Source organism: Rhizobium sp. RU35A (assembly GCF_900156005.1).
GTDB lineage: Bacteria > Pseudomonadota > Alphaproteobacteria > Rhizobiales > Rhizobiaceae > Neorhizobium > Neorhizobium straminoryzae.
In genome coordinates, this window is the sequence record NZ_FTMR01000012.1 from 126,200 (window position 1) to 149,283 (window position 23,084).

Below are 23,084 nucleotides of genomic sequence, written 5' to 3' on the forward strand. Positions count from 1 at the left end.
GTCGGCCTTACGCCGACAGGCTCTTGCGGCCGCGGGCGCGACGGGCGGACAGAACCTTGCGGCCACCCTTGGTTGCCATGCGGGCGCGGAAGCCGTGACGACGCTTGCGAACAAGCTTGGACGGTTGATAGGTACGCTTCATTTATTTTACACCGCGGTGTGCGGCCCTTCTTGAATTTGTCCATCGAGGGACAACAGCGTTGATTGAGACGTAACGGCATAGAAAAGCGCTTACGCGCGCCTGAAAAGCCGGACGTGGGGCGGCTTATAAGAGGACTCCGCCGCAAAAGTCAATTGGTGCGGCCCCGCCGTGCCAGACCTTCCCGGTCACGAAATGTCATTCAAACATTTCTTAATCAGATGATGCGAAATTAGGCGGGCTGGAAGAAAGCAGGACCTGTCTCTTCCGGCTGTCTGATTGGGAAGGGTAGAACATGAAAATTCGGGGCAAGGTCAACCTGCTGGTCGGCGTCATGGGCCTGGTCGCGTTGATCGTCGGCGGCACGGCACTGTTTGCGATTTCGGAGTATAGTCGACGGATCGACATCTATCAGTCGGCTTCCGAACGCGCCTTCCTCGGGGAAAGCCTGAACCGGATCGTGACGGCTGTGGTGATGGATTCCCGCGGCATCTACGCCTCGAAGAGCCCGGCGGAAGCCGACAAGTTCGGCCCCGGCCTGATGAAGAGCCTCGACCAGATGGATGCGGTGCTGGCGAAGTGGCAGGGCATGGTGCCGCCGGAGCAGAAGGCGGCCTTCGATGCGGTCGTCAAGCGCTCCAAGGAATTCCGCACCTTCCGTGCCGAAACGGTGCGCCTCGGTCGCGAGGTTGGCCCCGATGCCGCCAACGCCCAGGGCAATACCGACGAAAACCGCAAGAACCGCAAGGACTTCCAGGCCGAAATCGATGCCGTGGTTGCCCAGGACAAGGCAGAACTCGAAACAGTCGAGGCCGGTCTCCAGAAATTCGGCACCACGCTCTTCTATGCCATTTCTTCCTTCACGTTGATCGGCGTGTCGATCGGTGCAGCCTTCGGCCTCATCCTGGCGCGTCGCTCGCTCAGCAATCCGATCCTCGCGCTGACGGAATCGATGAAGCGTCTCGCGGGCGGCCATTACGATACCGAAATCCCCTCGCTGGGCCGTGCCGACGAAATCGGCGACATGGCTGCTGCCGTCCAGGTGTTCAAGCAGAATGGCATCGAAGTCAGCCGCATGAATGCCAATGAACGTGAAATGCGCGCCCAGAACGATGACCTGCAGGCCCGCATGGCAGAGGTTGTGGCCGCTGCTGCCGAAGGCGACTTCACCCGCCGCATCGACAAGCATTTCGGCGATCCCTCGCTTGACCGGTTTGCGTCCAATGTCGATCAGTTGCTGTCCTCGGTCGATACGGGCCTCAAGCAGACCGGCGCGGTGCTGCAGCGTCTTGCGGCCGGCGATCTCACGCAGAGCATGACCGGCGATTTCCGCGGCGCCTTTGCCCGCCTGCAGAGCGACGTCAACGATGCGATCGTCAATCTGCGTCGCACGCTGACCGAAATTCGGGGCACTGCCGGCGAGATGAACGGCAACAGCGAAGAGCTTCGCTCGGCCGCCGATGACCTGTCCAAGCGCACCGAGCAGCAGGCAGCGGCTCTGGAACAGACATCCGCCGCGCTGGACGAGATTACTGCCGTGGTCAAGTCCTCGACGGAACGTGCCCAGGAAGCCAGCAGCATGGTGACCGAAGCCAAGCAGAGCGCGGCCCAGTCCGCCGTCGTCGTGCGGGATGCGATCTCGGCCATGGAGCGCATCGAACAGGCGTCCCACGAAATCAGCCAGATCATCAACGTGATCGATGAAATTGCCTTCCAGACCAATCTTCTGGCGCTGAACGCCGGCGTGGAGGCGGCACGTGCGGGCGAGGCTGGCAAGGGCTTTGCAGTCGTTGCCCAGGAAGTGCGCGAGCTTGCCCAGCGCTCCGCCAACGCGGCCAAGGACATCAAGGCGCTCATCACCAAGTCCGGCGACGAGGTGGCCGGCGGGGTCAAGCTGGTCCAGCGGACCGGCCAGGCGCTGAACGAGATCGAGCGTCGCGTTCTCGGCATCAACGACCATATCCATTCCATCGCCACGGCGGCGCGCGAGCAGGCAACCGGCCTCAACGAGGTCAACATCGCGGTCAACCAGATGGACCAGGTGACGCAGCGCAACGCGGCCATGGTGGAAGAAACCTCGGCAGCAACGCACCGGCTGTCGGAACAGGCCAACGGGCTCTTCTCGCTGATCTCGCGCTTCAACATCGGCAGCGAGACGGGCGTGCGTCCCGCGCGGACTGCCGTCCCCGCAGCGTCTGCACCGCAACCGCGTGTCGCTGACGAGCGCGCGGTGCCGAAGGCATCTCCGGCCCGCCGCATGATGGGCAATATCGCCCGCGCCTTTTCCGGCTCCGGTGCAGCCGCGACAGCTGCCGTGGCACCCTCCGGCGAGAACTGGGAAGAGTTCTAAGCCACGCGGGCTGCCTCAGCCTTTGTAATTGGATGCTGCATGGCCTGAAAGGGCCTGATGCCCGAGGACTGGAAAAAGTTCTCGGGCATCATTATTATGCAGGCCGATGAATGCTTTGCGCGATCGCGGCCTGCGCGCGCCTGCAAGAGGAACGGAGATCCGCATGACGAAACAGGCGGAGGCTTCCGCCCCGCTGGGATCGCGCCCGGAGGACGAGGCGGATCTGCCCCTTCAGCCCATGCCGAGACGGTTTCGCGGCCTGTCCGGCCGTCTGCTGTGGCTGACGGTGATCTTCGTCATGTTCGCCGAAGTTCTGATCTTCGTGCCCTCCATCTCGATCATGCGCAGCACATGGCTGCGCGACCGCCTCGACACCGCCGCGGCCGCCGGCATCGTCATCGACGGGCTGCAGCCTGCCGAACTGCCGCGCGAAGTTCAGGAGGATACGCTGCTTGCCACCGGCACGAAGGTTCTGGCGCTGCGCAAGGACGGTACCTCTCGCCTGCTCGCAGCCATCGACGTGCCGCCGCAGGTGGACGAGCAGTATGACCTTGCCCACGAATCCATGCTCGAGGCGATGCACAATGCGCTCGACACCCTGCTGTTCGGGGGCGACAAGGTCATGCGCGTCTATGGGCCGATCGGTGAGACGAACATGATCATCGAGCTTGTCATGACCGACATGGCGCTGAGGAAGGCCATGCTTTCCTTCTCCAGGCTGATGTTCGGCATTTCGCTGCTGATCTCGCTCGTTACCGCGCTGCTGATCTATCTCGCCATCAACCGGATGATGATCGGGCCGATCCGGCGCCTGGCGCATGGCATGCAGGTCTTCTCCGAGCGCCCGGAAGACCCGGAGCGGATTTTCCGGCCTGCCCGTGCCAAGGGCGAGCTTGATGTGGCCGGACGTCATCTGGCCGCCATGCAGTGTCAGCTTCAGCGCACGCTGCGCCAGCAGAAGAACCTTGCCGATCTGGGTCTTGCCGTCTCCAAGATCAACCATGACATGCGCAACATCCTTGCCTCCGCGCAGCTGATGTCCGACCGCCTGGTCGATGTGGAGGATCCGATGGTGCGCAGCTTCGCCCCGAAGCTCCTGCGCACGATCGATCGCGCCGTCGGCTATACCAGCGAGGTGCTGGCCTACGGGCAGGCTTCGGAAGCCGCGCCGAAGCGCCGCCTGCTGCGGATGACGGATCTCTGTCAGGACGTGCGCGACATTCTCGCCATCGATCCGGAAGCGGGCATCGAATTCGTCGAGCAGATCGCGCCTGATCTGGAGGTGGATGCCGACAGCGAGCAGCTGTTCCGCGTGATCCACAATCTGTGCCGCAATGCAATGCAGGCGCTGGTGCAGGCCGGCAAGACGGGGGATGACCAGCCGCGCCGCATCCTCCTCAGCGCCCAGCGGATCGGCAGCGTCGTCAGCATCACCATCGACGACAATGGTCCCGGCATGCCGCAGAAGGCGCGCGAAAACCTGTTCACGGCCTTCCGCGGCTCGGCCCGCTCCGGCGGAACGGGCCTCGGACTGGCGATCGCGCGCGAACTGGTGCTGGCGCATGGAGGCACGATTGCGCTGGTCGAGAAGCCCGGACCCGGCACGCAGTTTCGCATCGAAATTCCCGATCGCCCGGTGGCGATCGAGGAGTATCGGGTTAGAGCCTGAAATTTATCATTTAAAAACAAAGACTTGATCAGTTATTTCAATAAAATGACAGCCGCGCCGGCAAAATCGCTTGCAATCCAAATCGAACCGCTTTAGAGGATCGCCAACGCCGACGGACAGACACACAGTCAGTCGGTGAGGCAAGCACCCGTAGCTCAGCTGGATAGAGCACCAGACTACGAATCTGGGGGTCAGGAGTTCGAATCTCTTCGGGTGCGCCATTTCATCAATCATTGAAATTTCAATATTTATCTTCGTCTGTTGCATCCAGGCCTTGCGTGTATTACGCCGCCAGGACCCATGCCTCCGGTAGACTCCCCCATAATGTCTGGCGAATGATGGTTGCGAGATGTGCGCTAATCTGATTATGCGGCGTGGCCGAGCTTAGAAGGCTTAGTCCGAGCGTAGGCAGGCTTGGCAGGTTATGCTCGGCTGCATCCAGAACGCGCACGCTCGACGGCCGGCCAACGGGCGTGCGAAGCGCAATGCCGAGGCCCGCAGCGGTGGCAGCCCAGAGGCCCGCCAAGCTCGGACTGACAAAGGCGACGCGCCAGGCAATCCCCGCTTGGTCGAGATAGCCACACGCGAGGTTCCGTAAGATGCAGGGTGCTTCCAGTGCGGCTAGCGGAAGCGGCTCGCCCGCGTTCATCTGCCATAAAGGCTCCTCATCCGCAGGTCCGAGCCAGCAAAGCGGCAGGGTGGCGATTCTATCGGCCCGCGTTGCCGTGCCGTCATCCCAGGCCAGCGCCAGATCAAGATGGCCGGCAGCAACCTTCTCCCGCAATTCGACATTGCGGCCGATGCGTCCCTCGATTCGAACCTTGGGATGGGCTCGGGCGAAGCGACCGAGCACCTGCGGCAGAACGCTCTCGCCAAAGTCCTCCTGGATGCCGAGACGCACCCAACCTTCCAGTTCCGGCCCATGGATAGCACTCACCGCTTCGTCATTGAGATTCAAAAGCCGCCGAGCATAGGACAGGAACACCTCGCCGCCCTCGGTCAGCTCAAGCCCACGACCGGCTCTCTGCACCAGCTTCGTGCCGGTCTGGTCTTCAAGTTTCTTCAGTTGCGCGCTGACCGCAGAGGTGGACCGGCCGAGCCGATCGGCCGCCAGTGCAAAGGAGCCGGCCTCGATACCGGCCACAAAACTCCGCAATGCGTCCATGTCGAGATTGGTGAAACGCACGTGTATCGTCCTAAAAATCAGGATGTTTAATCCTGAATAATCTGATTATCAGGATGATCGTGCCGCGGCATACTCCGTCTGTCAATCGTTTTCGACGGAGCACAGACATGCCATTCACCCGTATTTCAATGCTGGCGGGTAAATCCGCGGACTACCTCGCAGCCATTTCTGATAGTCTGGATCGCGCACTGGTCGATTGTTTCGAAGTGCCTGAGTGGGACCGGTTTGTCGCGATCCACCAGCACCAGCCGGGCGAACTCATCTTCGACCGGAGTTATCGCGGCGGCCCGCGCTCTGACGACTATGTCTTCTTCCACATCACCACCGGCAAAGCGCGCTCGGCGCAGACCAAGGCACGGTTTTACCGCAGGCTGGTCGACAATCTCGCGGTTTCTCCCGGTCTCCGGCCGGAGAATGTGATGGTCGCAATCGTCAATTCGACCTTCGAGGACTGGTCCTTTGCCTCCGGTATTTCCGCCGCAGCGCCTCTTAATGAGGGGCACGCGCGATGAGCAATATTTTCGATATGCGGGAGGCCTGCCCCTCCGTCATGACCATCCTTCGCGCCGGCGAGGGGATTGCCGCCGCGCCCGAGGGGGTCTCCAGTGGCCCATTTCTCGTCCAGATGATCCTGTCGAGCCGCGCCGAGAGCGAGATGACGGCGATGCGCGCCTGTGTCCCGCCGGGCGTTGTCACACATTGGCATAGCCATCCGGGTGGCCAGCTTCTCTTCGTTCTCGATGGCGTCGGTCTGGTCCAGCGCGAGGGCCGCGAGGCGACCCAGGTCCGCGCCGGCGACGCGGTCTGGTTTGCGCCGGACGAGCGCCATTGGCATGGGGCGACGTCTTCAAGCCCTTTCAGCTATCTCAGTGTCCAACCTGTGAAGAACGGCACGGCAGTGGCGTGGTTCGGCCCCGTCGATGAGGAAGGTTTTGCGCGATGATTGCCATGCAATACAGTTTCACCCTGCCGGCAGACTACGACATGACGGTCATCGATCGGCGGATCAGGGAAAAAGGGCCGCTACTCGACGGATTTGCGCGTCTGCGGTTCAAGGCCTATCTATCGGCCAGGAAGCAAGACAACGGCTTCTCAAGCACCGAAAACCTCTATGCGCCCTTCTATCTCTGGGACGAGCCGGAGGGGATCGAAAGTTTTCTGACCAGTCCTGGCTTTGCGGCGTTGACGCGCGATTTCGGCTGGCCGTCGGTGCAGGTCTGGCAGGTTTGGCAGACGCAGTTGACATCAAATCTTGGCACCGCCCGATATGCAATTCGGCGTCTTCAGCCAATCTCGCCCTATTCCAATCTTGCGGAAGAGCGTGAAAAGGCAATTGCGACGGCGGAATCGGACATGAAGGCAGGCGCGCTCGCAACGGTCTGCGCGTTTGATCCGACAGCGTGGCGGCGGATGGAGTTCAGCCTTTGGAAGGCCGTTCCCGATGCCGTCGAAAGCGGCCAGACCTACGCGGTCGGTCACGTATCGCGATGAGGCATGGCGTGAGTGGAGTGCGGTTCGGATTTCTGCGGCAGTGGCGCGGCGCACCTGAAGGAGGGCCATAGCGTAGACTTAGTTCTCATCATCGCCTGTCGCAGCGCGCCCCTTCCTTTCCTTTGACATTGTGACTGTTGACCAGCGCACAAGAGTCATTGTTGTTTTTGACATGTCGTGCTGCGCCGCAGCATAAATGTCAGAAAGCCGCGACGCCAGGCGTCACGGCTTCATTCCTTTGGTCATCTGTCCGCCGGTTCAGACGGTGCGGTAGCCGCGGTCGAAGTAGACGAGTGCATCTCCGTCCCCACGGTTGCGAATCGTATCCACCTCGCAAAACAGAACGTCATGGGTGCTGCCATCCGCCACCGAGCGGATGCGGCAATCGAAGGAGGCGAGGGCATCGTCTAGCCGCGGGCAGCCGGTTGCGCCGACCGACCAGGAGGCTGCGGCAAAGCGTTCCTCCACCGGGGTCTTTCCGCCGAACAGACGGCTTACCTCGATATGATCCGCCGACAGAACGTTGACCGAGACCACCTGATTGACGCTGACCGCGCGATAGGCGGAAGAGCTGCGGTTGAGGCAGACGATGAGGGTCGGCGGATCGTCGGAGACGCTGCAGACGGCGGTGGCGGCAAAGCCGGCCCGGCCGCCCGGGCCATCGGTGGTGACGATCGTCACGGCGGCGGCCATCCGCGCCATGGCATTGCGATAGGCAAGCCGGCGGTCCTCGTCTGTGGTGGAAATCGGGGCGGGGGCAGCGGACATGCGAGAACTCCAGAAAGGTTGCAGCAATTCCTGCAGGGAACGCGGAGCGGTGTTGCGTCCGGAATTGCGGTGGCAGGGGCAGATAAAGCATTTCAGGCAGTTGCGGGCAAAATCTGCCCGGCGTGGCATTCTACGATCCAGGTGCGTGCCGGTTCAGCAGCACGTCACGAATGTCTGTCTGCCGGTCCCGGATCATGCGCGGCTTAGCCCGGCTCGCCAGCCGGTACCAGAAAATCAAGGATCCTCTGGTTGAAGGCCTGCGGGAAGACGACGTTGACGGCATGGGCGCCGCTTTCCATGAGAGAGAGCGTGGCGTTCGGCAATCCCTCCACCAGTCTGAGTGAACGCGGGTAGGGCACCAGAAGATCGTCCCGCGTGGCAATCACCAGCGTTCTCGCCGCAATCTCGGAGAGACGCGCATCCACGTCGAAGGCGCGCAAGGCCGCGATGCGGCGGGTCACATTCTCCTTGCCCTGGAAATGTGCGACACCATGCGCGTCATCGGCGGCGAGACGCTCGGCATTCTCGCTCATCCACCAGCCGGGATAGAGAAACAGCGGCTGCGCTTTCACGAAGGCTTCGACGCCGGAGCGGTTCAGCAGTTCGAGGCGCACGTCGAAGCAGCGGCCGGAATGGGGATCGGCCTTGCTCCAGGCATTGACGAGGATCAGCCTGTCGATCAGGTCCGGCCGGCGCAGCGCGAGGTCAAGCCCGATCAGGCCGCCCAGCGCATGGCCCATGAGATGGAATTTCTGGAGATTCAGAGACTCGACGATTTCCAGCACGTCGTCCGCCATGGCGGCAATGCCGCCCTCTTCCGGAACCGTCCCGCCGGTGCGGCCGCAGCCGCGATGATCATAGGTGATGACGCGGAATTTTTCCGCAAGCGCTGCGATCTGCGGTGTCCAGTAGGCGCCGGAGCCGCCAAGCCCGGAGGAGAGCAGGATGGTGGGAGCGTCTGGCGCGGTCAGGCCGTGGATATCGTAATGCATGGAGTGCTCTGGTTGATGTTGACGTCGGGCCCCCCCTCTGCCCGACAGGGCCGAGGGGGGTAACCACACATGCAGACGGTTACTTCCCGATATGCGCCACGGTCGCAATCTCCACCAGCGCGTCCGGCTTCACCAGACCGCAGAGCACGCAGTAGCGGGCCGGCTTGTCGCCCGGGAAATATTCCGCATAGACCTTGTTGATCGCCTGGTAGTTCGACCAGTCGGTCAGGAAGATGTGGTTCATGGTCACGTCTTCCATCGTGCCGCCGGCGGTTTCGATGACCGACTTGATGGTTTCCAGCACGTGGCGGGTCTGGGCGGCGGCGTCGCCGACATGCACCACGTCATTGTTCTTGTCGAAGGGAAGGGTCCCGGACACATAGAGCACGCCATCGGCAAGGGTGCCGGGCGAATAGGGGGCGATCGGCTTCTGCGTGCCTTCCGGAACGACGATGGTCTTCGGCATTCTCACTCTCTCCGTTGTTGGTTGTGGCTGTTCATTCGGCGGCGTCGGCAGGGGCTGCCTGGCCGATCGCGCCGCAGAAATCGTTGACGGTGGATACCCAGCCGAAGAATTTTTCGACATTGTAGACCGTCGCCTGCTGGATGAAGTCGGGCCCCAGATGATGGGTCGCGTCCTCCAGCATCACCCCGAAATATTCGAGGTGGAAGGCGTCTCGCAGCGAGCTTTCCACGCAGACATTGGTGGCAATGCCGACGAAGACGAGGTTGCGGATACCGCGGGCACGCAGCACGCTGTCCATGTTGGTGTTGAAAAAGCCGGAATAGCGCGTCTTCGGCACCAGGATGTCACCGGGCTTCGGTTGCAGCGCATCGACGATCGCATAATCCCAGGTGCCCTTGGCGAGCAGCTTGCCCTGCAGTTCCGGTCGCTTGCGCATCGTCTTCAGCGCATTCGACTTGTGCCAGTTCGGCGAGCCGGGGCCGCCGGCCTCGACATAATCCGGATCCCAGCCGTTCTGGAAATAGACGACGAGCACGCCGGCCGCGCGTGCGGCATCCAGCGTCCTGCCGATATTCGCAATGGTGCCCTTCGCGCCGGAAATGTCGAAGCCGGCGAGATCGACATAACCGCCTTCGGTGGAGTAGGCGTTCTGCATGTCGACCACGACGACGGCCGTTTCCGAGGGCTTGAGTGTGATCGGCTCCGGGCGCGCCGGCAGTGTTACGCTTTTTGTCCGTTCCGGACGGGGCTGGTAGCCCGCAACAACGGTGTCGTTCATTCCGCGGCCTCCAGCATCTGGTTGATGTGGGCACGGCTCTTCATCAGCGGCTGCACGTATCGGCCGAATTTCTCGATACCTTCCAGGAAATCGTCGAAGGTCAGCATCACACCGCCGGTGCCGGGCACTTCGCTCATCTCGTCGAGCATCGCCGCCACCTCCGCATAGGAGCCGATCAGGGTGCCCATGTTGATGTTGACGGCCGAGACGGGGTTCGACATGTGGCGGACATTGGTGTCGGAACCGGATTTGGTGTCGGCGGCACTCTGCAGGCCGAGCCACTTGATGGCTTCCTCGTCGGCGCCGGCCTTGTAATGCTCCCACTTGGCAAAGGCCGCTTCCGTCGTTTCCTCGGCAATCACCATGGTCAGCACGAAGGAGCGCACGTCACGGCCGCTCTTTTCGGTGGCGGCCAGCAGGCGCTCATTGGTCGGCGCAAAGGCCTTCGGCGTATTGACGCCGACGCCGAAGCAGAAGCTGTAATCGGCAAACTGAGCCGAGAAGGCCATGCCGGAATTGGAAGAGCCGGCGCAGATCAGCTTCACATCCCCTTGCGGCACGGGCTTCATGCGGCAATCGTCCATCTGGAAATACTTGCCCTTCAGGTCCGACTGGCCGGTGGTCAGCAGGTCCTTCAGCACGGTCGTATATTCGGTGAGGTATTCGTAGCGATCGGCGAAGTAGTCATCGCCCGGCCACAGCCCCATCTGGCTGTATTCCGGACGCTGCCAGCCGGTGACGAGGTTGACGCCGAAGCGGCCGCCGGAGATCGAATCGATCGTGGTGGCCATGCGCGCGACGATGGCCGGCGGCATCACGAGGGTGGCGGCGGTGCCGAACAGCTTGATCTTCGAGGTGACGGCAGCAAGCCCAGCCATCAGCGTGAAGCTTTCGAGATTGTAGTCCCAGAATTCCGTCTTGCCGCCAAAGCCGCGCAGCTTGATCATCGAGAGCGCGAAGTCGAAGCCATACTGCTCGGCCTTCAGCGTGATCGCCTTGTTGAGTTCGAAGCTCGGCTTGTATTGCGGGGCATTCTCCGACAGCAGCCAGCCATTGTTGCCGATCGGAATGAAGACGCCAATTTCCATCGTGTTGCTCCCTCTGTGGTGGGGCTGACGCCCCGTTGTGCCAGAAGAAATGCAATCACCGTGCCATCTTGATAAACGTCAATTCAATCAATGACTTGAAGAAATGGAGCGGAAAAAATTTATCAAAAGGTCAAAAATTTACCGGACGATCAATAAATTTTGGGCGTCATGCCTGCGCCGTAAGCGCCGATCTGGCGCATTTTTGATCTTTGTCAGTCTGAGGTGAAAATTTGTGCGCGCATTTCTGCGAGCGTCTGGCATCCATCAGCCGCAACGGGCTTGCAGCTTGGCAAGGCTCAAGACCTCGATGTGCCGGTTGGCGGTGATGGTGATGATGCCGTCTTTCTTCAACCGCGAGAACTGGCGCGAAACGGTTTCGATGGTGAGGCCGAGATAATCGGCCATGTCGAGGCGCGACATCGGCAGGTCGAAGATCCGTCGCTCGCCGGCGGCTTCCGGATCGAGATGGGTGGCGATCAGCAGCAGCAGGCTTGCCACCTTCTCCGCCGCCGTCTTGCGGCCGAGCGTCACCATCCAGTCGCGCGCCTCGTCCAGTTCGCGCAGCGACTGATCCATCAGCCGCTTGCGCAGCGCCGGATTGCGTTCGATCAGCCGCTCCAGCGTGGCGCGCGGCACGCGGCAGACCTCCACGTCCGAGGCGGCCTCAGCCGTCATCGGGCTCTCGCCGGCATAGAGCCGGCCGACGAGATCGGGCGCGAACTGCAGCCCGACGATCTGCTGGCGCCCGTCTTCCAGCGTCTTGGACAGTTTCACCACGCCGCGCATGAGATTGTCATAGGCTTCTACACGCGTGCTTTCGCCCACCAGTTCCTCGCCGGAGGGGTGTTCGATCTGGCGCGTATGGCGCGACAGCAGCGTCAGTTCGTCGGGGTTCAGGGCCCCGCACATGCCCTTGTGGCGCACCTCGCAGGATTTGCAGAGGCTTGGAATGTCGCAGCTGTGAATGTCGTGGCGGCTGATGTCCATGGCGTCTCACCTTCCTGACCGTCTCTGTGCCGGACTTCCGCAATGGCAAAATTGATCTTGATCAAGGTCGCCCCGAAATTCCCTTCCTAGTTTGGGCTGGAAAGGAAGATGCCATGCAGCCAGAACTTCTCCGCCGGTATTCGGCGCCCGTACCGCGCTATACGAGCTATCCCACCGCGCCGCATTTTCACGATGGCGTCGATGCCGAAACCTATGCCGGGTGGCTGTCGGGTGAAGAGGACGACACGCCGCTGTCGCTCTATCTGCACATTCCCTTCTGTGATCGCCTTTGCTGGTATTGCGGCTGTCACACCAAGCAGGTGCGACGCTACGAGCCCGTCGCGGCCTATGTGGATGCGCTGATTGCGGAGATCGCGCTCGTCGCGCACTGTCTGCCGCGTCGCCGCACCGTCGGCACCATCCATTTCGGCGGCGGGTCTCCGACGATCCTGTCGACCGAGGACCTTAGCCGGCTGCGCCAGGTGCTGGAGCGACATTTCGATCTGGAGAGCACGCTGGAGGTCAGCGTCGAGATCGATCCGGGCTATGTCGACGCGGTCAAGCTGGCGGCCTGGCGCGATTTCGGCATGACGCGGGCAAGCGTCGGCGTGCAGGATTTCGATTCTGTCGTGCAGACGGCGATCAACCGTCCGCAAAGCTTCCGCCAGACCGAACGGGTCGTCAGCCTGCTGAGGGAGCTCGGTATTGGCGGCATCAATCTGGATGTCGTCTACGGCCTGCCGCACCAGACGCGGGCCAGCCTGGCCAAGACGCTCGACATGGCGCTGTCCATGGAACCTGATCGCTTCGCCATCTTCGGCTATGCGCATGTGCCGTGGATGAAGAAGCACCAGACACTGATCGACGAGAAGGCGCTGGCCGGCATCGAGGAGCGCTTCGAGATGGTACGCCTGATTGGCGAACGGCTGCAGGGGGCCGGTTATCTTGCCGTCGGGATCGACCACTTCGCACGCCCCGGCGACAGTCTGGCGCTGGCGCAGGAGAAGGGCGCGGTCAAGCGCAACTTCCAGGGCTATACGACGGATCGCGCGCCCGCCCTCATCGGCCTCGGCGCCTCGGCCATCGGCCGCGTGGATGGCGGCTATGTGCAGAACATCGTCGCGACGAACGAATATATGCGCCATGTGCATGAGGGGCGCCTGCCGGTGGCGCGCGGCTTTGGCTTGAGCGATATCGACCGCGTGGTGGGCGATGCCATCGAGGCGCTGATGTGCTCCTATCGTTTTTCGGTGCACGACCTCAAGCAGCGTCATGGTCCGGTGGCCGAACATATACAGGCTGAAGCCGCCCGCATTCACCAGCAGGACACCGATGGCTTTACCGCCTTCGACGGGGACCGTTTCGACGTGCTGCCCGAGGGCCAGATGTTCGTGCGCACCATTGCCGCGCGCTTCGATGAATATTTCGGGCGCGGCACGGCACGGCATTCCGTGGCGGTCTGAGGCGGGCTACCGTCTCAGGACTCGCGTCGGCCCCAGGCCATGAAGGCCGGATTGGCAAAATCCGCCATATCCGGCCGCTGGCGCTTCCCATAGGCCAGCGGTGTTCCGTCGATTTCCAGCGTCATGCCGCCGGCGGCCCGCAGCACGGCGTCACCCGCCGCCGTATCCCATTCCATGGTGCGGCCGAAGCGTGGATAGACGTCCGCCAGCCCTTCCGCCAGCAATCCGAATTTCAGGGAGGAGCCGATATTGCGGCATTCGGCGACGCCCAGCTGTTGCAGGCAGGCGGCTGTTTCCGGATCCTGATGGGAGCGGCTGGCGAGTGCCACCGGCGGCGTCGCAACCGGCCGGACGGTAATCGGCTGACGCATCAGCGGCCTCAGTGCGTCATCCTGCGTCAGCTTGTAAGCGCCGGTCGCATCGCCGAGATAGGTGAGGCCAAGCGCTGGCGCATGGACAACGCCGGCCACCGGCACGCCGTTCTCGACAAGGGCGATGTTGACGGTGAACTCGCCGTTGCGGCTGATGAATTCGCGCGTGCCGTCGAGCGGATCAATCAGCAGGAAGCGCCCGCCCGACACATCCGGCACGCGACCCGCCGCCACCTGCTCCTCCGCGACGACTGGGATATCCGGCAGATGGCGGGAGAGCAGGGTGAGGATGGTGTCCTCGGCGCGAATATCGGCTTCCGTCACCGGGGTGGCATCCGGCTTGGTCTCCACCGCGCAGCCGCGCGCGTAGACTTCCAGAATGACACGTCCGGCCGCATGGGCCGCTTCTTCGAAAATCGTCAGCATAGCATGTCCCTTATTCCGGTTCCCTGATGCGGTATCGCGGCGGAAAAAGCAAATGCACCGGCTTGCGGGCGGAGCCATGCGGCGCAATATGGGCGCCGTCGCGTCATCTGCGGCTGAAGACCAGAGAAGGAAAAGTCATGCGCTGGAAACGGACGATGCAGTTGCTGGACGTGCATGCCGAGGGGGAAATCGGCAAGGTGGCGATTGGCGGCGTTCCGAACATTCCGGGCGCCTCGACCGCCGAACGCCTGGCATGGCTGAACAGCGATCCGAAGGGACAGGAGTTGCGCCGCTTCCTGTGCCTTGAGCCGCGCGGCAATCCGATCGGTTCCGTCAATCTCCTCCTGCCACCGACGCATCCAGAGGCCGATGCAGCCTTCGTGATCCTGCAGCCGGATCAGGCGCATGCGAGCTCCGGTTCGAACTCCATCTGCGTGACGACGGCGCTTCTCGAATCCGGCATGGTGGAGATGCAGGAACCCGAGACCATCGTGACGCTGGAAACGGCGGCCGGTCTGGTGAAGGCTCGCGCGACCTGCCGGGACGGGCGCTGCGAGCGCGTCGAACTCACCATGGTGCCTTCCTTCGTCGAGCAGCTCGACGTGGTGCTCGATACGCGCTGGGGTAAGGTGACACTCGATCTCGCCTATGGCGGCGTCTTCTATGCCCTGGTCGATGTGCGTCAGATTGGACTTACGATAGAGAAGCACAACGCCGCAGCCCTCGTGGCAGCCGGCATGGAGCTGAAGGCGCAGGTGAACGCCGCCTATCCGGTGGTGCATCCCACCATTCCGGCTGTCTCAGGCGTTGCTTACGTGATGTTCCGCGATATTGATCCTGACGGTGCCGTGCGCACCTGTACCACCATGTGGCCGGGCAGGGCCGATCGCTCGCCCTGCGGCACGGGCAATTCCGCCAATCTGGCCACGCTTCATGCGCGCGGCAAGGTGAAGGAGGGCGATGTCTTCACCTCACGCTCCATCATCGGGTCGGAGTTCCTTGTTGGTCTGTCATCGCTTACGGAGATTGCCGGCCGCCCGGCGGTGGTCCCGACCATCAGCGGACGTGGCTTCACCTTCGGCCAGCAGATGGTGGCGCTCGATCCCTTTGATCCTCTGGCCGCAGGTTTTGCCATGACCGATGTGTGGGGGCCGTCGGCCGGCGACATTCCCGGCTGACGGTTGTCGATGCAGCTCAGATTTCGATCAGGCTGGAGGGAACGGCAACATCGCCCTCCTGCAGGACCAGCGTATCGATGCCGCCATTTTCTGTGACTGCCGGCGCCGGGTGTTGTTCCGGCAGCGTGACGCCTGCCTGCTGCAGTTCCTGCAGTTTCAGCGCACCGAAGGTATCACCGGTGGCGGCAGCCTGCGCATAGAGCCTGGCGGCGGCTTCGCGGTTGACCGGAATGCCTTCGCCGGTCTCGTACATCAGGCCGAGATTGATCATGGCGTCGGCATTGCCGCGCTTGGCGGCGAGATCATACCAGGCAATGGCCATCTGGTTGTCCTCGGCCACCAGTTCGCCCTCGTCATACATGGAGCCGATGTTGAAGGCAGCCGTGCTGTCGCCTGCGGCAGCCGCCGTTTCGAACCAGTGCAGCGCCTGCTTTCCGTCGCGCTCCGTGCCGATCCCGTCGCGATAGGCGACACCCAGATTATAGGCGGCGAGCGTGTTGCCGGCCTCGGCGGCCTGGCGATACATCTCGAATTCGCGGTTGCTGTCGCCAAGCCGGCCAAGCAGCATGCCGAGATTGACCTTGGCTGCCGCATAATCGGCATTCGCCGCCGTCTCGTATGCGGCCATCGCCTGGTCGGCGGCATCGGTGCGGTTCAGCGCGCGGCCAAGCTGGAAGGCGAAGCGCGGGTTGCCGCTGGCTTCGAAGGCCACCTTGCAGGCGGTCACCGCATCCGGCGCGATGCTGTCCAGGCCGACCGGCGCATAGGCCGGATTGCGGCTCTGGTCGTAGGGGCTGCCCGCCATCCGGTCGCACGCGTCCTGCATGGTTCCGGCCACCACCTGTTGCGCTCGTTCATGCGCATCCGGTGCCACGGTGAACGCCCCAAACGCCAGCACGGTGCCGGCGCAGAGGAAAGACATGCGACTGATCCTGGAAACGCGGCTTTTCATTGTTCTCTCCGGTCCTGATCTTAAGGATTGCTTAACGAACGCGGCATCGCCCAACCGGTTCCGCCCGCGCCTGGCGTTCACGACGAGATGATCGCGCAGACCCCTCGGGCAGCCCGCCATGTGACGAAAAAGAGAGGGGTGCTCGGTTGTCGATCTTTGCTCTCAGATGCTATGGCGTCTTCCAACAACGAAACATCGGAACAGCGCTCATGAAGACCCTCAGCCTTCGCCGCCCGGACGACTGGCACCTGCACCTGCGCGATGGCGCGGTGCTGCAGTCGGTGATCGGTGATACCAGCCGGCATTTCGGGCGTGCCATCATCATGCCGAACCTCGTGCCGCCGGTAGTGACGACCGAGGATGCCCGTGCCTATCGCGAGCGGATCCTGGCGGCGGTTCCCGCAGGCGATCGCTTCGAGCCTTTGATGACGCTCTACCTTACAGAACACACAAACCCGGACGATGTGGAAGAGGGCAAGACGAGCGGCCTTATTACTGCGGTCAAGCTTTATCCGGCCGGCGCCACCACCAATTCGCATGGCGGCGTGCGCGATCTGGACAAGGCCATGCCGGTGCTGGAGCGCATGGCGAAGATCGGCCTGCCGCTCTGCGTGCATGGCGAGGTGACGACGCCGGAGGTGGATATCTTCGACCGCGAGGCTGTGTTCATCGAGGAGAAGCTGGAGGTCATCCGCCGCCGCCTGCCGGAGCTGAAAGTCACCATGGAACATGTGACGACCAAGGACGGCGTCGATTACATTCTGGCCGCCGACCGCAATCTGGCAGGGACGATCACCACCCACCACCTGATCATCAACCGCAACGCGATCCTCGTCGGCGGCATCCGGCCGCATTACTACTGCCTTCCGGTTGCCAAGCGCGAGCATCACCGGCAGGCGCTGCGCAAGGCGGCGACCTCTGGCGATCCGCGCTTCTTCCTTGGCACCGATTCTGCCCCGCATGTGGATCCGCTCAAGGAATGCGCCTGCGGCTGCGCCGGCATCTATACCTCGATCAACACCATGAGCTGCCTGGCGCATGTCTTCGAAGAAGAGCATGCGCTGGAGAAGCTGGAAGCCTTCGCCTCGCTGAACGGTCCGGCCTGGTACGGCCTGCCCGCCAATGAGGAGATCATGGTTCTGGAGCGGCAGGACGCGCCTGTTTCCTATCCGGCGAAGCGTGATACGCAGGCCGGTCCGATCACCGTGTTCGACCCGATGTTCCCGCTGCACTGGCAGGTCCGCTAGGCAATATTTCCGCCGCTGCGGCACGCCGTCGGAACCGAAGAGTGGAAGAAGTCTTTACACTTCGTCTATAAGAGGTGTGTGACTGAGCCGTTTGATCTGGGCGGGCATGATGCTTGATTACAAGACGCTGGTCATATCGCTGGGGGTATCGGCGCTGTGTCTGCTGCTCACCCTGTTCGGCACATGGTTCGCCAGACGGGGCGATGGCTTCCTGCTGAGCTGGGTCATCGGCATGGCTTTTCTCGTGCCGGGCATCTTTTCCTACAGCTACTATACGGAAAGTCCATCGGGCGCGCTGGGTGCGCTCTGCTTCGTGCTGGTTCTGATCGGCTTTGCCATTATCTATGCGGCCGCCTTCCAGTTCCGAACCGGGCGCTCGCCCGTGCCGCATGTAATGTCCATCGCGCCACCCGCCGTTTTGATGACGGCTCCCTTCATGCTGATCGGTTATGACGGGATCGGCTTCGTCGCCCTCAACATCTTTTCGGCCTTCATGTTGTTCGGTACGGCCGCCGAATATGCGAAGGCCCGGCGGGAATCGCCCGGCGCGCTGACCGGCATGGCCATTCTCTATGGAGCAACGGGGCTTTCTTTCGTGCTCTGTGCCCTTGTTCTCATCCATGAGGGACAGTGGGTGCTCGGGCATGCCCCGACCAACTGGGCCGAGGACATCAATACCGGTCTCAGCATTGCCGGCATGACCGGGGTTGGCGCACTCTCGCTGATGGTCCATCAGGGACGGATCACCGCGCGTCATCGCCGCGAGGCCATGACCGATGCGCTGACGGGTCTCAACAACCGCCGAGCCCTGTTTGAGCGGCACGAGCGCGACACCTTCTCGCATGAAATGGCGGTGATCGTTTTCGACATCGACCGCTTCAAGACAGTCAACGATCAGTATGGCCATGCAGCGGGCGACCGGGTGATCTGTGCCCTGGCCGACGAGCTGAAGGATGCCGTTGGGGTCAGCACCGCGGCCCGGCTCGGCGGTGAGGAATTCGCCGCCGTGCTGATGACCGCGGCCCCGGGCTATGCCGAATGGCTCGCCGAACGCATCCGTCGCAATTTCGCCGAGCGCGACATGCAGGCGGCCGGCCTTTCCTTCCGCGTCACCGTCAGCGCCGGCATTGCCTATGGTCTTGCCGCCGGACGCAATTTCGACGGCATGCTGAGTGCGGCCGACAGCGCGCTCTACGAGGCCAAGCGCAACGGTCGCAACCGCACCATGGTGGCGGCGCCCGATGCGTCCCCGCCTGTGGCCACCCGCACCACCGCCTGAGCATAATCCGTCTGCCAGCCACAGCATGGAAAAATGCCGCCTCTGCCGCGTCAATTCCCCTGGTGGTTCTGGTCTCGCGAGGAGCTTGCTGCTATTGCCGCAGCAGACGACTGGAAGGAGACGCACATGGTCATGCTGACTTACCCCGACCGCCCCGTGATGGCGGAACTGATGGCACGGATGCTGTGGGAAATCGGGGCGGTGCACTTCCGGCCGCAGGAGCCTTACAAGCTCGCCTCCGGCATGGCGAGCCCGGTCTATATCGATTGCCGCAAGCTTTTGTCCTTCCCCCGCATCCGCTCCACCATCATCGATTTCGCCGCCTCTGTCGTGACGCGCGAGGCCGGCTTCGAAACGTTCGATTGCGTGGCCGGCGGCGAAACGGCGGGCATTCCCTTTGCCGCGCTTCTGGCTGATCGCCTGGCGCTGCCGATGATCTATGTGCGCAAGAAGCCGAAGGGCCATGGCCGCGCCGCCCAGATCGAGGGCCATATGCCGGAGGGATCGCGCGTTCTCGTCATCGAGGACCTGACGACGGTCGGCGGCAGCATGTTTACCTTCATCGATGCGGTGCGTGCGGCAGGCGGCGTCATCGATCATGCCATCGCCCTGTTCTACTATGGCTTCTTCCCGGAAGCGGAAGCCCGCTTTGCCAATGGCAAGGTGAAGCTGCACTACATTGCCACCTGGCGCGAGGTGCTGGCCGTTGCCAAGGCGGACAGGCTGTTCGACGAGGGGACGCTTGCGGAAGTCGAAAGCTTCCTCGATGCGCCGCTCGCCTGGTCTGCCCGTCATGGCGGTGTCGGCGAATTGCCGGCCAGCTGAGGCTGGCCTTTTTCATCAGGCTGATTTAATCGATTGAAGACCGGTTCGGCTTTTGGAGGACGACAATGATCTTGTGCTGTGGAGAGGCCCTCATCGACATGCTGCCGCGTGAAACCACGCGCGGGGAAAACGGGTTTGCGCCCTATGCTGGCGGTGCCATCTTCAACACGGCGATTGCGCTCGGCCGCCTCGGCCAGCCGACCGGCTTCTTCACCGGCCTTTCGGATGACATGATGGGCGACATCCTGCGTGAGACGCTGAAGCAGAGCCATGTCGACTATCGCTTCTGCGCCACGGCCTCGCGTCCCACGACAATCGCCTTCGTCAAGCTGGTCAACGGCCAGGCAACCTATGCCTTCTATGATGAAGGCACCGCCGGCCGCATGCTCTCGCGCGAGGACCTGCCGGAGCTTGGACCGGAAATCGAGGCCATGCATTTCGGTGCGATCAGCCTGATCCCCGAACCCTGCGGCGAAACCTACGAGACGCTGATGGCGCGCGAATACCAGAGCCGCGTCATCTCCTTCGATCCGAACATCCGCCCCGGCTTCATCAAGGACCGTGAAAAGCATCACGGCCGTGTGGCCCGCATGGCCGCCATGTCCGACATCATCAAGTTCTCGGATGAGGACCTGGAATGGTTCGGCATGCACGGCGATCATGATACGCTGGCAGCCTACTGGCTGGGGCAGGGGGCAAAGCTCGTCGTCATCACCCGCGGCGCGGAAGGTGCTGTCGGCTATACGGCCGGCTTCAAGGTCGTGGTTCCCGCCGAGCGCGTCACGGTGGTGGATACGGTCGGTGCCGGCGATACCTTCGATGCGGGCATTCTCGCCTCGCTGAAGCGTCAGAACCTGCTGACCAAGCAGAAGGTCGCAGGCCTTTCCGAGCAGGCTGTGCGCGATGCGCTGGCGCTCGGTGCCAAGGCCGCCGCCGTCACCGTCTCGCGCGCCGGCGCCAATCCGCCCTTCGCGCACGAGATCGGCCTCTGAGCCGCAGATCTCCGCAGGATGCATCCACTGCCGGGGCAGGCTCTGTCCCGGCATTTTCTTTGGTGAAATGCCGTGCATCTGCAATAAATTTTTGCAGTTTGTCCGCAATGCGGAATGAGTACGGTTGATAATTCGGGCGCAAGAGCCATAATTTGGGCATCTTCCGAAAGGTCGCGCTCAAGCTGCGACCGCTTTTCCTGTTGGGACACATCATCATGTCGTCATCTGCTGCAAGGGCCGCAAAGCCCTTTCACACGTCCTTTGGTTTTCAGGTGCTGAGCGCCATGGTCATCGGTCTGGTGCTGGGCTATGTCGCGCGCCAGATCGGGCCGACCGATGCAGGCCCGAACTGGCTGGTGCAGACCCTCTCCACCGTCGGCTCCATCTTCGTGCAGTTGCTCCGCGCGCTGGTGCCACTGCTGATCTTCACCGCCATCGTCGCCAGCATCGCCAATCTGCGCGAGCTCAACAATGCCGCCCGCCTCGTCTGGCAGACGCTGCTGTGGTTTGCGATCACCGCACTGATTGCTGTCGTCATCGGCATTGCGCTCGGCCTTCTCATCCAGCCGGGGCTGAATACGGGGCTTGCCGCCACCGCTGCGGCCGCACCCTCCAGCACCGGCTCCTGGCTGGATTTCCTGAAGGGGCTCGTTCCCGCCAACCTGCTTGGCCTGCAGGCCTCCACCAAGATCAGCCAGGGTGGCGCCACCACGGCGCTCAACTTCAACGTCCTGCAGATCCTCGTGGTGTCGATTGCCGTTGGCATTGCCGCGCTGCAGGTGGGCGAAAAGGCAGAGCCCTTCCTCGCCTTCAACCGCTCGCTGCTGGCCATCACCCGCAAGATCCTCTGGTGGATCATCCGGCTGACGCCGATCGGCACCATTGGCCTGCTCGGCAACGCGGTCGCCGTCTATGGCTGGGAGGCGCTCGCCTCGCTCGGCTGGTTCTCCGGCGCGATCTATATCGGCCTCGCCATCGTGCTCTTCGTCGTCTATCCGTTGCTGCTGCTGGCGCATGGTCTGAGCCCGGCCCGCTTCTTCGCCTCCGCCTGGCCGGCCATCCAGCTTGCCTTCGTCTCGCGTTCCTCGATCGGCACGCTGCCGCTGACGGAGCAGGTGACGGAGCGCAATCTCGGCGTGCCGCGCGAATATGCGGCCTTTGCCGTGCCGCTCGGCGCCACCACCAAGATGGATGGCTGTGCGGCGATCTATCCGGCCATCTCGGCGATCTTCGTGGCGCAGTTCTATGGCGTGCCGCTCGGCGTGCAGGAATATTTCCTGATCGTCTTCGTCTCGGTCATCGGCTCGGCCGCCACAGCCGGCCTGACGGGGGCAACCGTGATGCTGACGCTGACGCTCTCCACGCTCGGGCTGCCGCTGCAGGGCGTCGGGTTGCTGCTTGCCGTCGATCCGATCCTCGACATGGGCCGCACGGCCGTCAACGTCGCCGGTCAGGCGCTGGTGCCGACGCTGGTCGCCAAGCGCCAGGGTATTCTCGATCAGGCCGCCTATGATCGCGAGGAAGGGATCGACGCGCTCGATCCCGTCTTGGCGCCGGCCGAATAATCGCGCCTAACGCGCTCCGCCGGCCTTCATCCGCGCATGCACGAGATGGGGGCCGGTGCCGCCGCGGCTTTGCGCATGCTCGGGACCATAATAGCGGGCCGCTACATCGCCCGGTCCCAGATCCTTAATGGCGGCATAGCCCATCGCGGTGAGGGCTGCGTGGATCTCGTGCGGATCGAGCAGCGTGATCCAGGGCTCACCGGCACTGGCCACCCGCTCGGCCATCGCAGCCATCGCGGGTCGTCGTTCCGTCGGGTAGTTGTCGAGCGGCTCGGAATAATCGAAGACGATGCTGGCATCTGGCGCGCATGCCACCAGCCGCAGCAGCGACAGAACCGTGTCGCGTTGGAGGTAGGGCGTGACGCCCAGCCAGATATAGAAGGCGGGCCGATTAGCTTCGAAACCCGCCTCCCGCAGCTTGTCCGCCAGAGCGTCGGTCTCGAAATCGACCGGCACCCAGACCAGCTCTGAGGGTTCGCGCAGTTTCGCCGCAGACAGCCGTGCCCGTTTCCATGCCTGCGTCGACGGTTGATCCACCTCGAAAACCGTCAGGCCGAGTTCGCGATAGGGATTGCGCAGACCGAACGTATCGAGGCCGGCGCCGAGCACCACCACCTGCCGCACGCCCTCTGCGGCGGCGACGGCAAGGCAATCCTCGGCGAAACGGCTTCTTGCCGCCATGAACAGCCGAATGCCGCGCGACGCAGGATCGCGCGCCCGCTCATCGGCCTCCGCCAGCGCCTCCGGTTCCAGAATGAGGCGGGCGAAGGGGTCGCGGAACACGGTTGCCCCGTCGATCGTCTGGTGCGCGGCACGGTAGCCTGCGGCTCCCCGTGCCGTCTTGCTGGGACCGGCGAGGCGCATCGGGTCGC

The 23,084-nt window shown here is 62.9% G+C and carries 23 protein-coding genes and 1 tRNA gene; 13 read left to right on the forward strand and 11 right to left on the reverse strand.

The annotated features are described in order from the left end of the window. Window positions 1-7: 7 nt before the first annotated feature. Window positions 8-142 (reverse strand): 50S ribosomal protein L34, encoded by a 135-nt coding sequence (gene rpmH, locus F3H95_RS22590; protein WP_142880770.1) that lies wholly within the window; start codon window positions 140-142, stop codon window positions 8-10. A 292-nt stretch (window positions 143-434) separates the two neighbouring features. Between rpmH and F3H95_RS22595 the strand changes: the two genes are divergently transcribed. The 3 genes from F3H95_RS22595 (at window position 435) to F3H95_RS22605 (ending at window position 4,379) form a co-directional block, all read left to right on the forward strand. Continuing rightward, window positions 435-2,489, forward strand: a complete 2,055-nt coding sequence (locus tag F3H95_RS22595; protein WP_149747647.1) for a methyl-accepting chemotaxis protein — start codon at window positions 435-437, stop codon at window positions 2,487-2,489. A 238-nt stretch (window positions 2,490-2,727) separates the two neighbouring features. Then, window positions 2,728-4,158, forward strand: a complete 1,431-nt coding sequence (locus F3H95_RS22600; RefSeq protein ID WP_244618106.1) for a HAMP domain-containing sensor histidine kinase — start codon at window positions 2,728-2,730, stop codon at window positions 4,156-4,158. A 144-nt stretch (window positions 4,159-4,302) separates the two neighbouring features. After that, window positions 4,303-4,379: transfer RNA gene (locus F3H95_RS22605), tRNA-Arg, on the forward strand. A gap of 62 nt (window positions 4,380-4,441) precedes the next feature. On the opposite strand, the gene F3H95_RS22610 is transcribed toward F3H95_RS22605, so the two are convergent. Then, entirely contained in the window at window positions 4,442-5,344 is a 903-nt protein-coding gene (locus F3H95_RS22610; protein WP_149747649.1) for a LysR substrate-binding domain-containing protein, read from the reverse strand. Between the two features lie 107 nt (window positions 5,345-5,451). Between F3H95_RS22610 and F3H95_RS22615 the strand changes: the two genes are divergently transcribed. The 3 genes from F3H95_RS22615 to F3H95_RS22625 are packed head-to-tail and all read left to right on the forward strand — an operon-like array spanning window position 5,452 to window position 6,835. Further along, on the forward strand, window positions 5,452-5,856 hold the full coding sequence (locus tag F3H95_RS22615) for a tautomerase family protein (protein WP_149747650.1): 405 nt from the start codon (window positions 5,452-5,454) through the stop codon (window positions 5,854-5,856). After that, the gene (locus tag F3H95_RS22620; RefSeq protein WP_149747651.1) at window positions 5,853-6,287 is read left to right on the forward strand and encodes a cupin domain-containing protein; all 435 of its coding nucleotides are present in this window, start codon (window positions 5,853-5,855) and stop codon (window positions 6,285-6,287) included. The genes F3H95_RS22615 and F3H95_RS22620 overlap by 4 nt, the downstream gene beginning before the upstream one ends. Next, the gene (locus F3H95_RS22625; RefSeq protein ID WP_149747652.1) at window positions 6,284-6,835 is read left to right on the forward strand and encodes a DUF4865 family protein; all 552 of its coding nucleotides are present in this window, start codon (window positions 6,284-6,286) and stop codon (window positions 6,833-6,835) included. Before F3H95_RS22620 ends, F3H95_RS22625 begins: the two co-directional genes overlap by 4 nt. A gap of 258 nt (window positions 6,836-7,093) precedes the next feature. Here F3H95_RS22625 and F3H95_RS22630 read toward each other — a convergent pair whose 3' ends face one another. From F3H95_RS22630 to F3H95_RS22655, 6 genes are all read right to left on the reverse strand, one after another. Beyond that, window positions 7,094-7,603 (reverse strand): flavin reductase, encoded by a 510-nt coding sequence (locus F3H95_RS22630; RefSeq protein WP_149747653.1) that lies wholly within the window; start codon window positions 7,601-7,603, stop codon window positions 7,094-7,096. Between the two features lie 203 nt (window positions 7,604-7,806). After that, window positions 7,807-8,595 (reverse strand): pyrimidine utilization protein D, encoded by a 789-nt coding sequence (gene rutD / locus F3H95_RS22635; protein WP_142880762.1) that lies wholly within the window; start codon window positions 8,593-8,595, stop codon window positions 7,807-7,809. A 79-nt stretch (window positions 8,596-8,674) separates the two neighbouring features. Then, window positions 8,675-9,061 (reverse strand): pyrimidine utilization protein C, encoded by a 387-nt coding sequence (rutC, locus tag F3H95_RS22640; RefSeq protein ID WP_149747654.1) that lies wholly within the window; start codon window positions 9,059-9,061, stop codon window positions 8,675-8,677. Window positions 9,062-9,092: 31 nt separating this feature from the next. After that, the gene (gene rutB / locus F3H95_RS22645) at window positions 9,093-9,839 is read right to left on the reverse strand and encodes a pyrimidine utilization protein B (RefSeq protein ID WP_149747655.1); all 747 of its coding nucleotides are present in this window, start codon (window positions 9,837-9,839) and stop codon (window positions 9,093-9,095) included. Beyond that, a complete protein-coding gene (gene rutA / locus F3H95_RS22650) occupies window positions 9,836-10,927 on the reverse strand; it encodes a pyrimidine utilization protein A (protein ID WP_142880759.1) in 1,092 nt (363 codons plus the stop codon). Before rutA ends, rutB begins: the two co-directional genes overlap by 4 nt. A gap of 264 nt (window positions 10,928-11,191) precedes the next feature. Beyond that, window positions 11,192-11,914 carry a Crp/Fnr family transcriptional regulator gene (locus F3H95_RS22655; RefSeq protein ID WP_210248580.1) on the reverse strand — a complete coding sequence of 241 codons (723 nt, stop codon included), beginning with the start codon at window positions 11,912-11,914 and terminating at the stop codon, window positions 11,192-11,194. Window positions 11,915-12,027: 113 nt separating this feature from the next. On the opposite strand from F3H95_RS22655, the gene hemN reads away from it, so the two are divergent. Further along, window positions 12,028-13,377 carry an oxygen-independent coproporphyrinogen III oxidase gene (gene hemN / locus F3H95_RS22660; protein WP_149747656.1) on the forward strand — a complete coding sequence of 450 codons (1,350 nt, stop codon included), beginning with the start codon at window positions 12,028-12,030 and terminating at the stop codon, window positions 13,375-13,377. Window positions 13,378-13,391: 14 nt separating this feature from the next. On the opposite strand, the gene cysQ is transcribed toward hemN, so the two are convergent. Further along, window positions 13,392-14,174: a 3'(2'),5'-bisphosphate nucleotidase CysQ gene (gene cysQ / locus F3H95_RS22665; protein WP_149747657.1), complete on the reverse strand. Its 783-nt coding sequence runs from the start codon at window positions 14,172-14,174 to the stop codon at window positions 13,392-13,394. Window positions 14,175-14,311: 137 nt separating this feature from the next. Here cysQ and F3H95_RS22670 point away from each other — a divergent pair, with 137 nt between their 5' ends. After that, on the forward strand, window positions 14,312-15,352 hold the full coding sequence (locus tag F3H95_RS22670; protein WP_149747658.1) for a proline racemase family protein: 1,041 nt from the start codon (window positions 14,312-14,314) through the stop codon (window positions 15,350-15,352). 16 nt (window positions 15,353-15,368) lie between these two features. Here the strand turns inward: F3H95_RS22670 and F3H95_RS22675 are convergent, their stop codons facing one another. Further along, window positions 15,369-16,274, reverse strand: coding sequence for a tetratricopeptide repeat protein (locus F3H95_RS22675; protein ID WP_188134456.1), 906 nt, complete (start codon window positions 16,272-16,274; stop codon window positions 15,369-15,371). 239 nt (window positions 16,275-16,513) lie between these two features. Here F3H95_RS22675 and pyrC point away from each other — a divergent pair, with 239 nt between their 5' ends. From pyrC to F3H95_RS22700, 5 genes are all read left to right on the forward strand, one after another. After that, a complete protein-coding gene (gene pyrC, locus F3H95_RS22680) occupies window positions 16,514-17,551 on the forward strand; it encodes a dihydroorotase (protein WP_142880754.1) in 1,038 nt (345 codons plus the stop codon). A gap of 109 nt (window positions 17,552-17,660) precedes the next feature. Continuing rightward, window positions 17,661-18,830: a GGDEF domain-containing protein gene (locus F3H95_RS22685; RefSeq protein WP_348530081.1), complete on the forward strand. Its 1,170-nt coding sequence runs from the start codon at window positions 17,661-17,663 to the stop codon at window positions 18,828-18,830. Between the two features lie 126 nt (window positions 18,831-18,956). After that, window positions 18,957-19,655, forward strand: a complete 699-nt coding sequence (locus F3H95_RS22690; RefSeq protein WP_149747660.1) for an orotate phosphoribosyltransferase — start codon at window positions 18,957-18,959, stop codon at window positions 19,653-19,655. Between the two features lie 65 nt (window positions 19,656-19,720). Further along, complete coding sequence (locus F3H95_RS22695) at window positions 19,721-20,647, forward strand: carbohydrate kinase (protein WP_142880751.1); 927 nt, start codon at window positions 19,721-19,723, stop codon at window positions 20,645-20,647. Between the two features lie 215 nt (window positions 20,648-20,862). Further along, complete coding sequence (locus F3H95_RS22700) at window positions 20,863-22,212, forward strand: dicarboxylate/amino acid:cation symporter (RefSeq protein ID WP_149747661.1); 1,350 nt, start codon at window positions 20,863-20,865, stop codon at window positions 22,210-22,212. A gap of 6 nt (window positions 22,213-22,218) precedes the next feature. Here the strand turns inward: F3H95_RS22700 and F3H95_RS22705 are convergent, their stop codons facing one another. After that, window positions 22,219-23,076, reverse strand: a complete 858-nt coding sequence (locus tag F3H95_RS22705; protein WP_149747662.1) for an SAM-dependent methyltransferase — start codon at window positions 23,074-23,076, stop codon at window positions 22,219-22,221. Between the last annotated feature and the right edge of the window lie 8 nt (window positions 23,077-23,084).

Excerpts from the sequence above, each read along its gene's own strand:
- F3H95_RS22620 (WP_149747651.1), top strand. The coding sequence starts at position 5,853 with ATGAGCAATATTTTCGATATGCGGGAGGCCTGCCCCTCCGTCATGACC.
- F3H95_RS22705 (WP_149747662.1), bottom strand. The coding sequence starts at position 23,076 with ATGCGCCTCGCCGGTCCCAGCAAGACGGCACGGGGAGCCGCAGGCTAC.
- F3H95_RS22685 (WP_348530081.1), top strand. The coding sequence starts at position 17,661 with ATGCTTGATTACAAGACGCTGGTCATATCGCTGGGGGTATCGGCGCTG.
- F3H95_RS22625 (WP_149747652.1), top strand. The coding sequence starts at position 6,284 with ATGATTGCCATGCAATACAGTTTCACCCTGCCGGCAGACTACGACATG.
- F3H95_RS22615 (WP_149747650.1), top strand. The coding sequence starts at position 5,452 with ATGCCATTCACCCGTATTTCAATGCTGGCGGGTAAATCCGCGGACTAC.
- rutD (WP_142880762.1), bottom strand. The coding sequence starts at position 8,595 with ATGCATTACGATATCCACGGCCTGACCGCGCCAGACGCTCCCACCATC.
- pyrC (WP_142880754.1), top strand. The coding sequence starts at position 16,514 with ATGAAGACCCTCAGCCTTCGCCGCCCGGACGACTGGCACCTGCACCTG.
- F3H95_RS22675 (WP_188134456.1), bottom strand. The coding sequence starts at position 16,274 with ATGTCTTTCCTCTGCGCCGGCACCGTGCTGGCGTTTGGGGCGTTCACC.
- F3H95_RS22670 (WP_149747658.1), top strand. The coding sequence starts at position 14,312 with ATGCGCTGGAAACGGACGATGCAGTTGCTGGACGTGCATGCCGAGGGG.
- cysQ (WP_149747657.1), bottom strand. The coding sequence starts at position 14,174 with ATGCTGACGATTTTCGAAGAAGCGGCCCATGCGGCCGGACGTGTCATT.
- rpmH (WP_142880770.1), bottom strand. The coding sequence starts at position 142 with ATGAAGCGTACCTATCAACCGTCCAAGCTTGTTCGCAAGCGTCGTCAC.
- rutA (WP_142880759.1), bottom strand. The coding sequence starts at position 10,927 with ATGGAAATTGGCGTCTTCATTCCGATCGGCAACAATGGCTGGCTGCTG.
- F3H95_RS22655 (WP_210248580.1), bottom strand. The coding sequence starts at position 11,914 with ATGGACATCAGCCGCCACGACATTCACAGCTGCGACATTCCAAGCCTC.
- F3H95_RS22690 (WP_149747660.1), top strand. The coding sequence starts at position 18,957 with ATGGTCATGCTGACTTACCCCGACCGCCCCGTGATGGCGGAACTGATG.
- F3H95_RS22695 (WP_142880751.1), top strand. The coding sequence starts at position 19,721 with ATGATCTTGTGCTGTGGAGAGGCCCTCATCGACATGCTGCCGCGTGAA.
- rutB (WP_149747655.1), bottom strand. The coding sequence starts at position 9,839 with ATGAACGACACCGTTGTTGCGGGCTACCAGCCCCGTCCGGAACGGACA.
- F3H95_RS22600 (WP_244618106.1), top strand. The coding sequence starts at position 2,728 with ATGCCGAGACGGTTTCGCGGCCTGTCCGGCCGTCTGCTGTGGCTGACG.
- F3H95_RS22595 (WP_149747647.1), top strand. The coding sequence starts at position 435 with ATGAAAATTCGGGGCAAGGTCAACCTGCTGGTCGGCGTCATGGGCCTG.
- F3H95_RS22630 (WP_149747653.1), bottom strand. The coding sequence starts at position 7,603 with ATGTCCGCTGCCCCCGCCCCGATTTCCACCACAGACGAGGACCGCCGG.
- rutC (WP_149747654.1), bottom strand. The coding sequence starts at position 9,061 with ATGCCGAAGACCATCGTCGTTCCGGAAGGCACGCAGAAGCCGATCGCC.
- F3H95_RS22700 (WP_149747661.1), top strand. The coding sequence starts at position 20,863 with ATGTCGTCATCTGCTGCAAGGGCCGCAAAGCCCTTTCACACGTCCTTT.
- hemN (WP_149747656.1), top strand. The coding sequence starts at position 12,028 with ATGCAGCCAGAACTTCTCCGCCGGTATTCGGCGCCCGTACCGCGCTAT.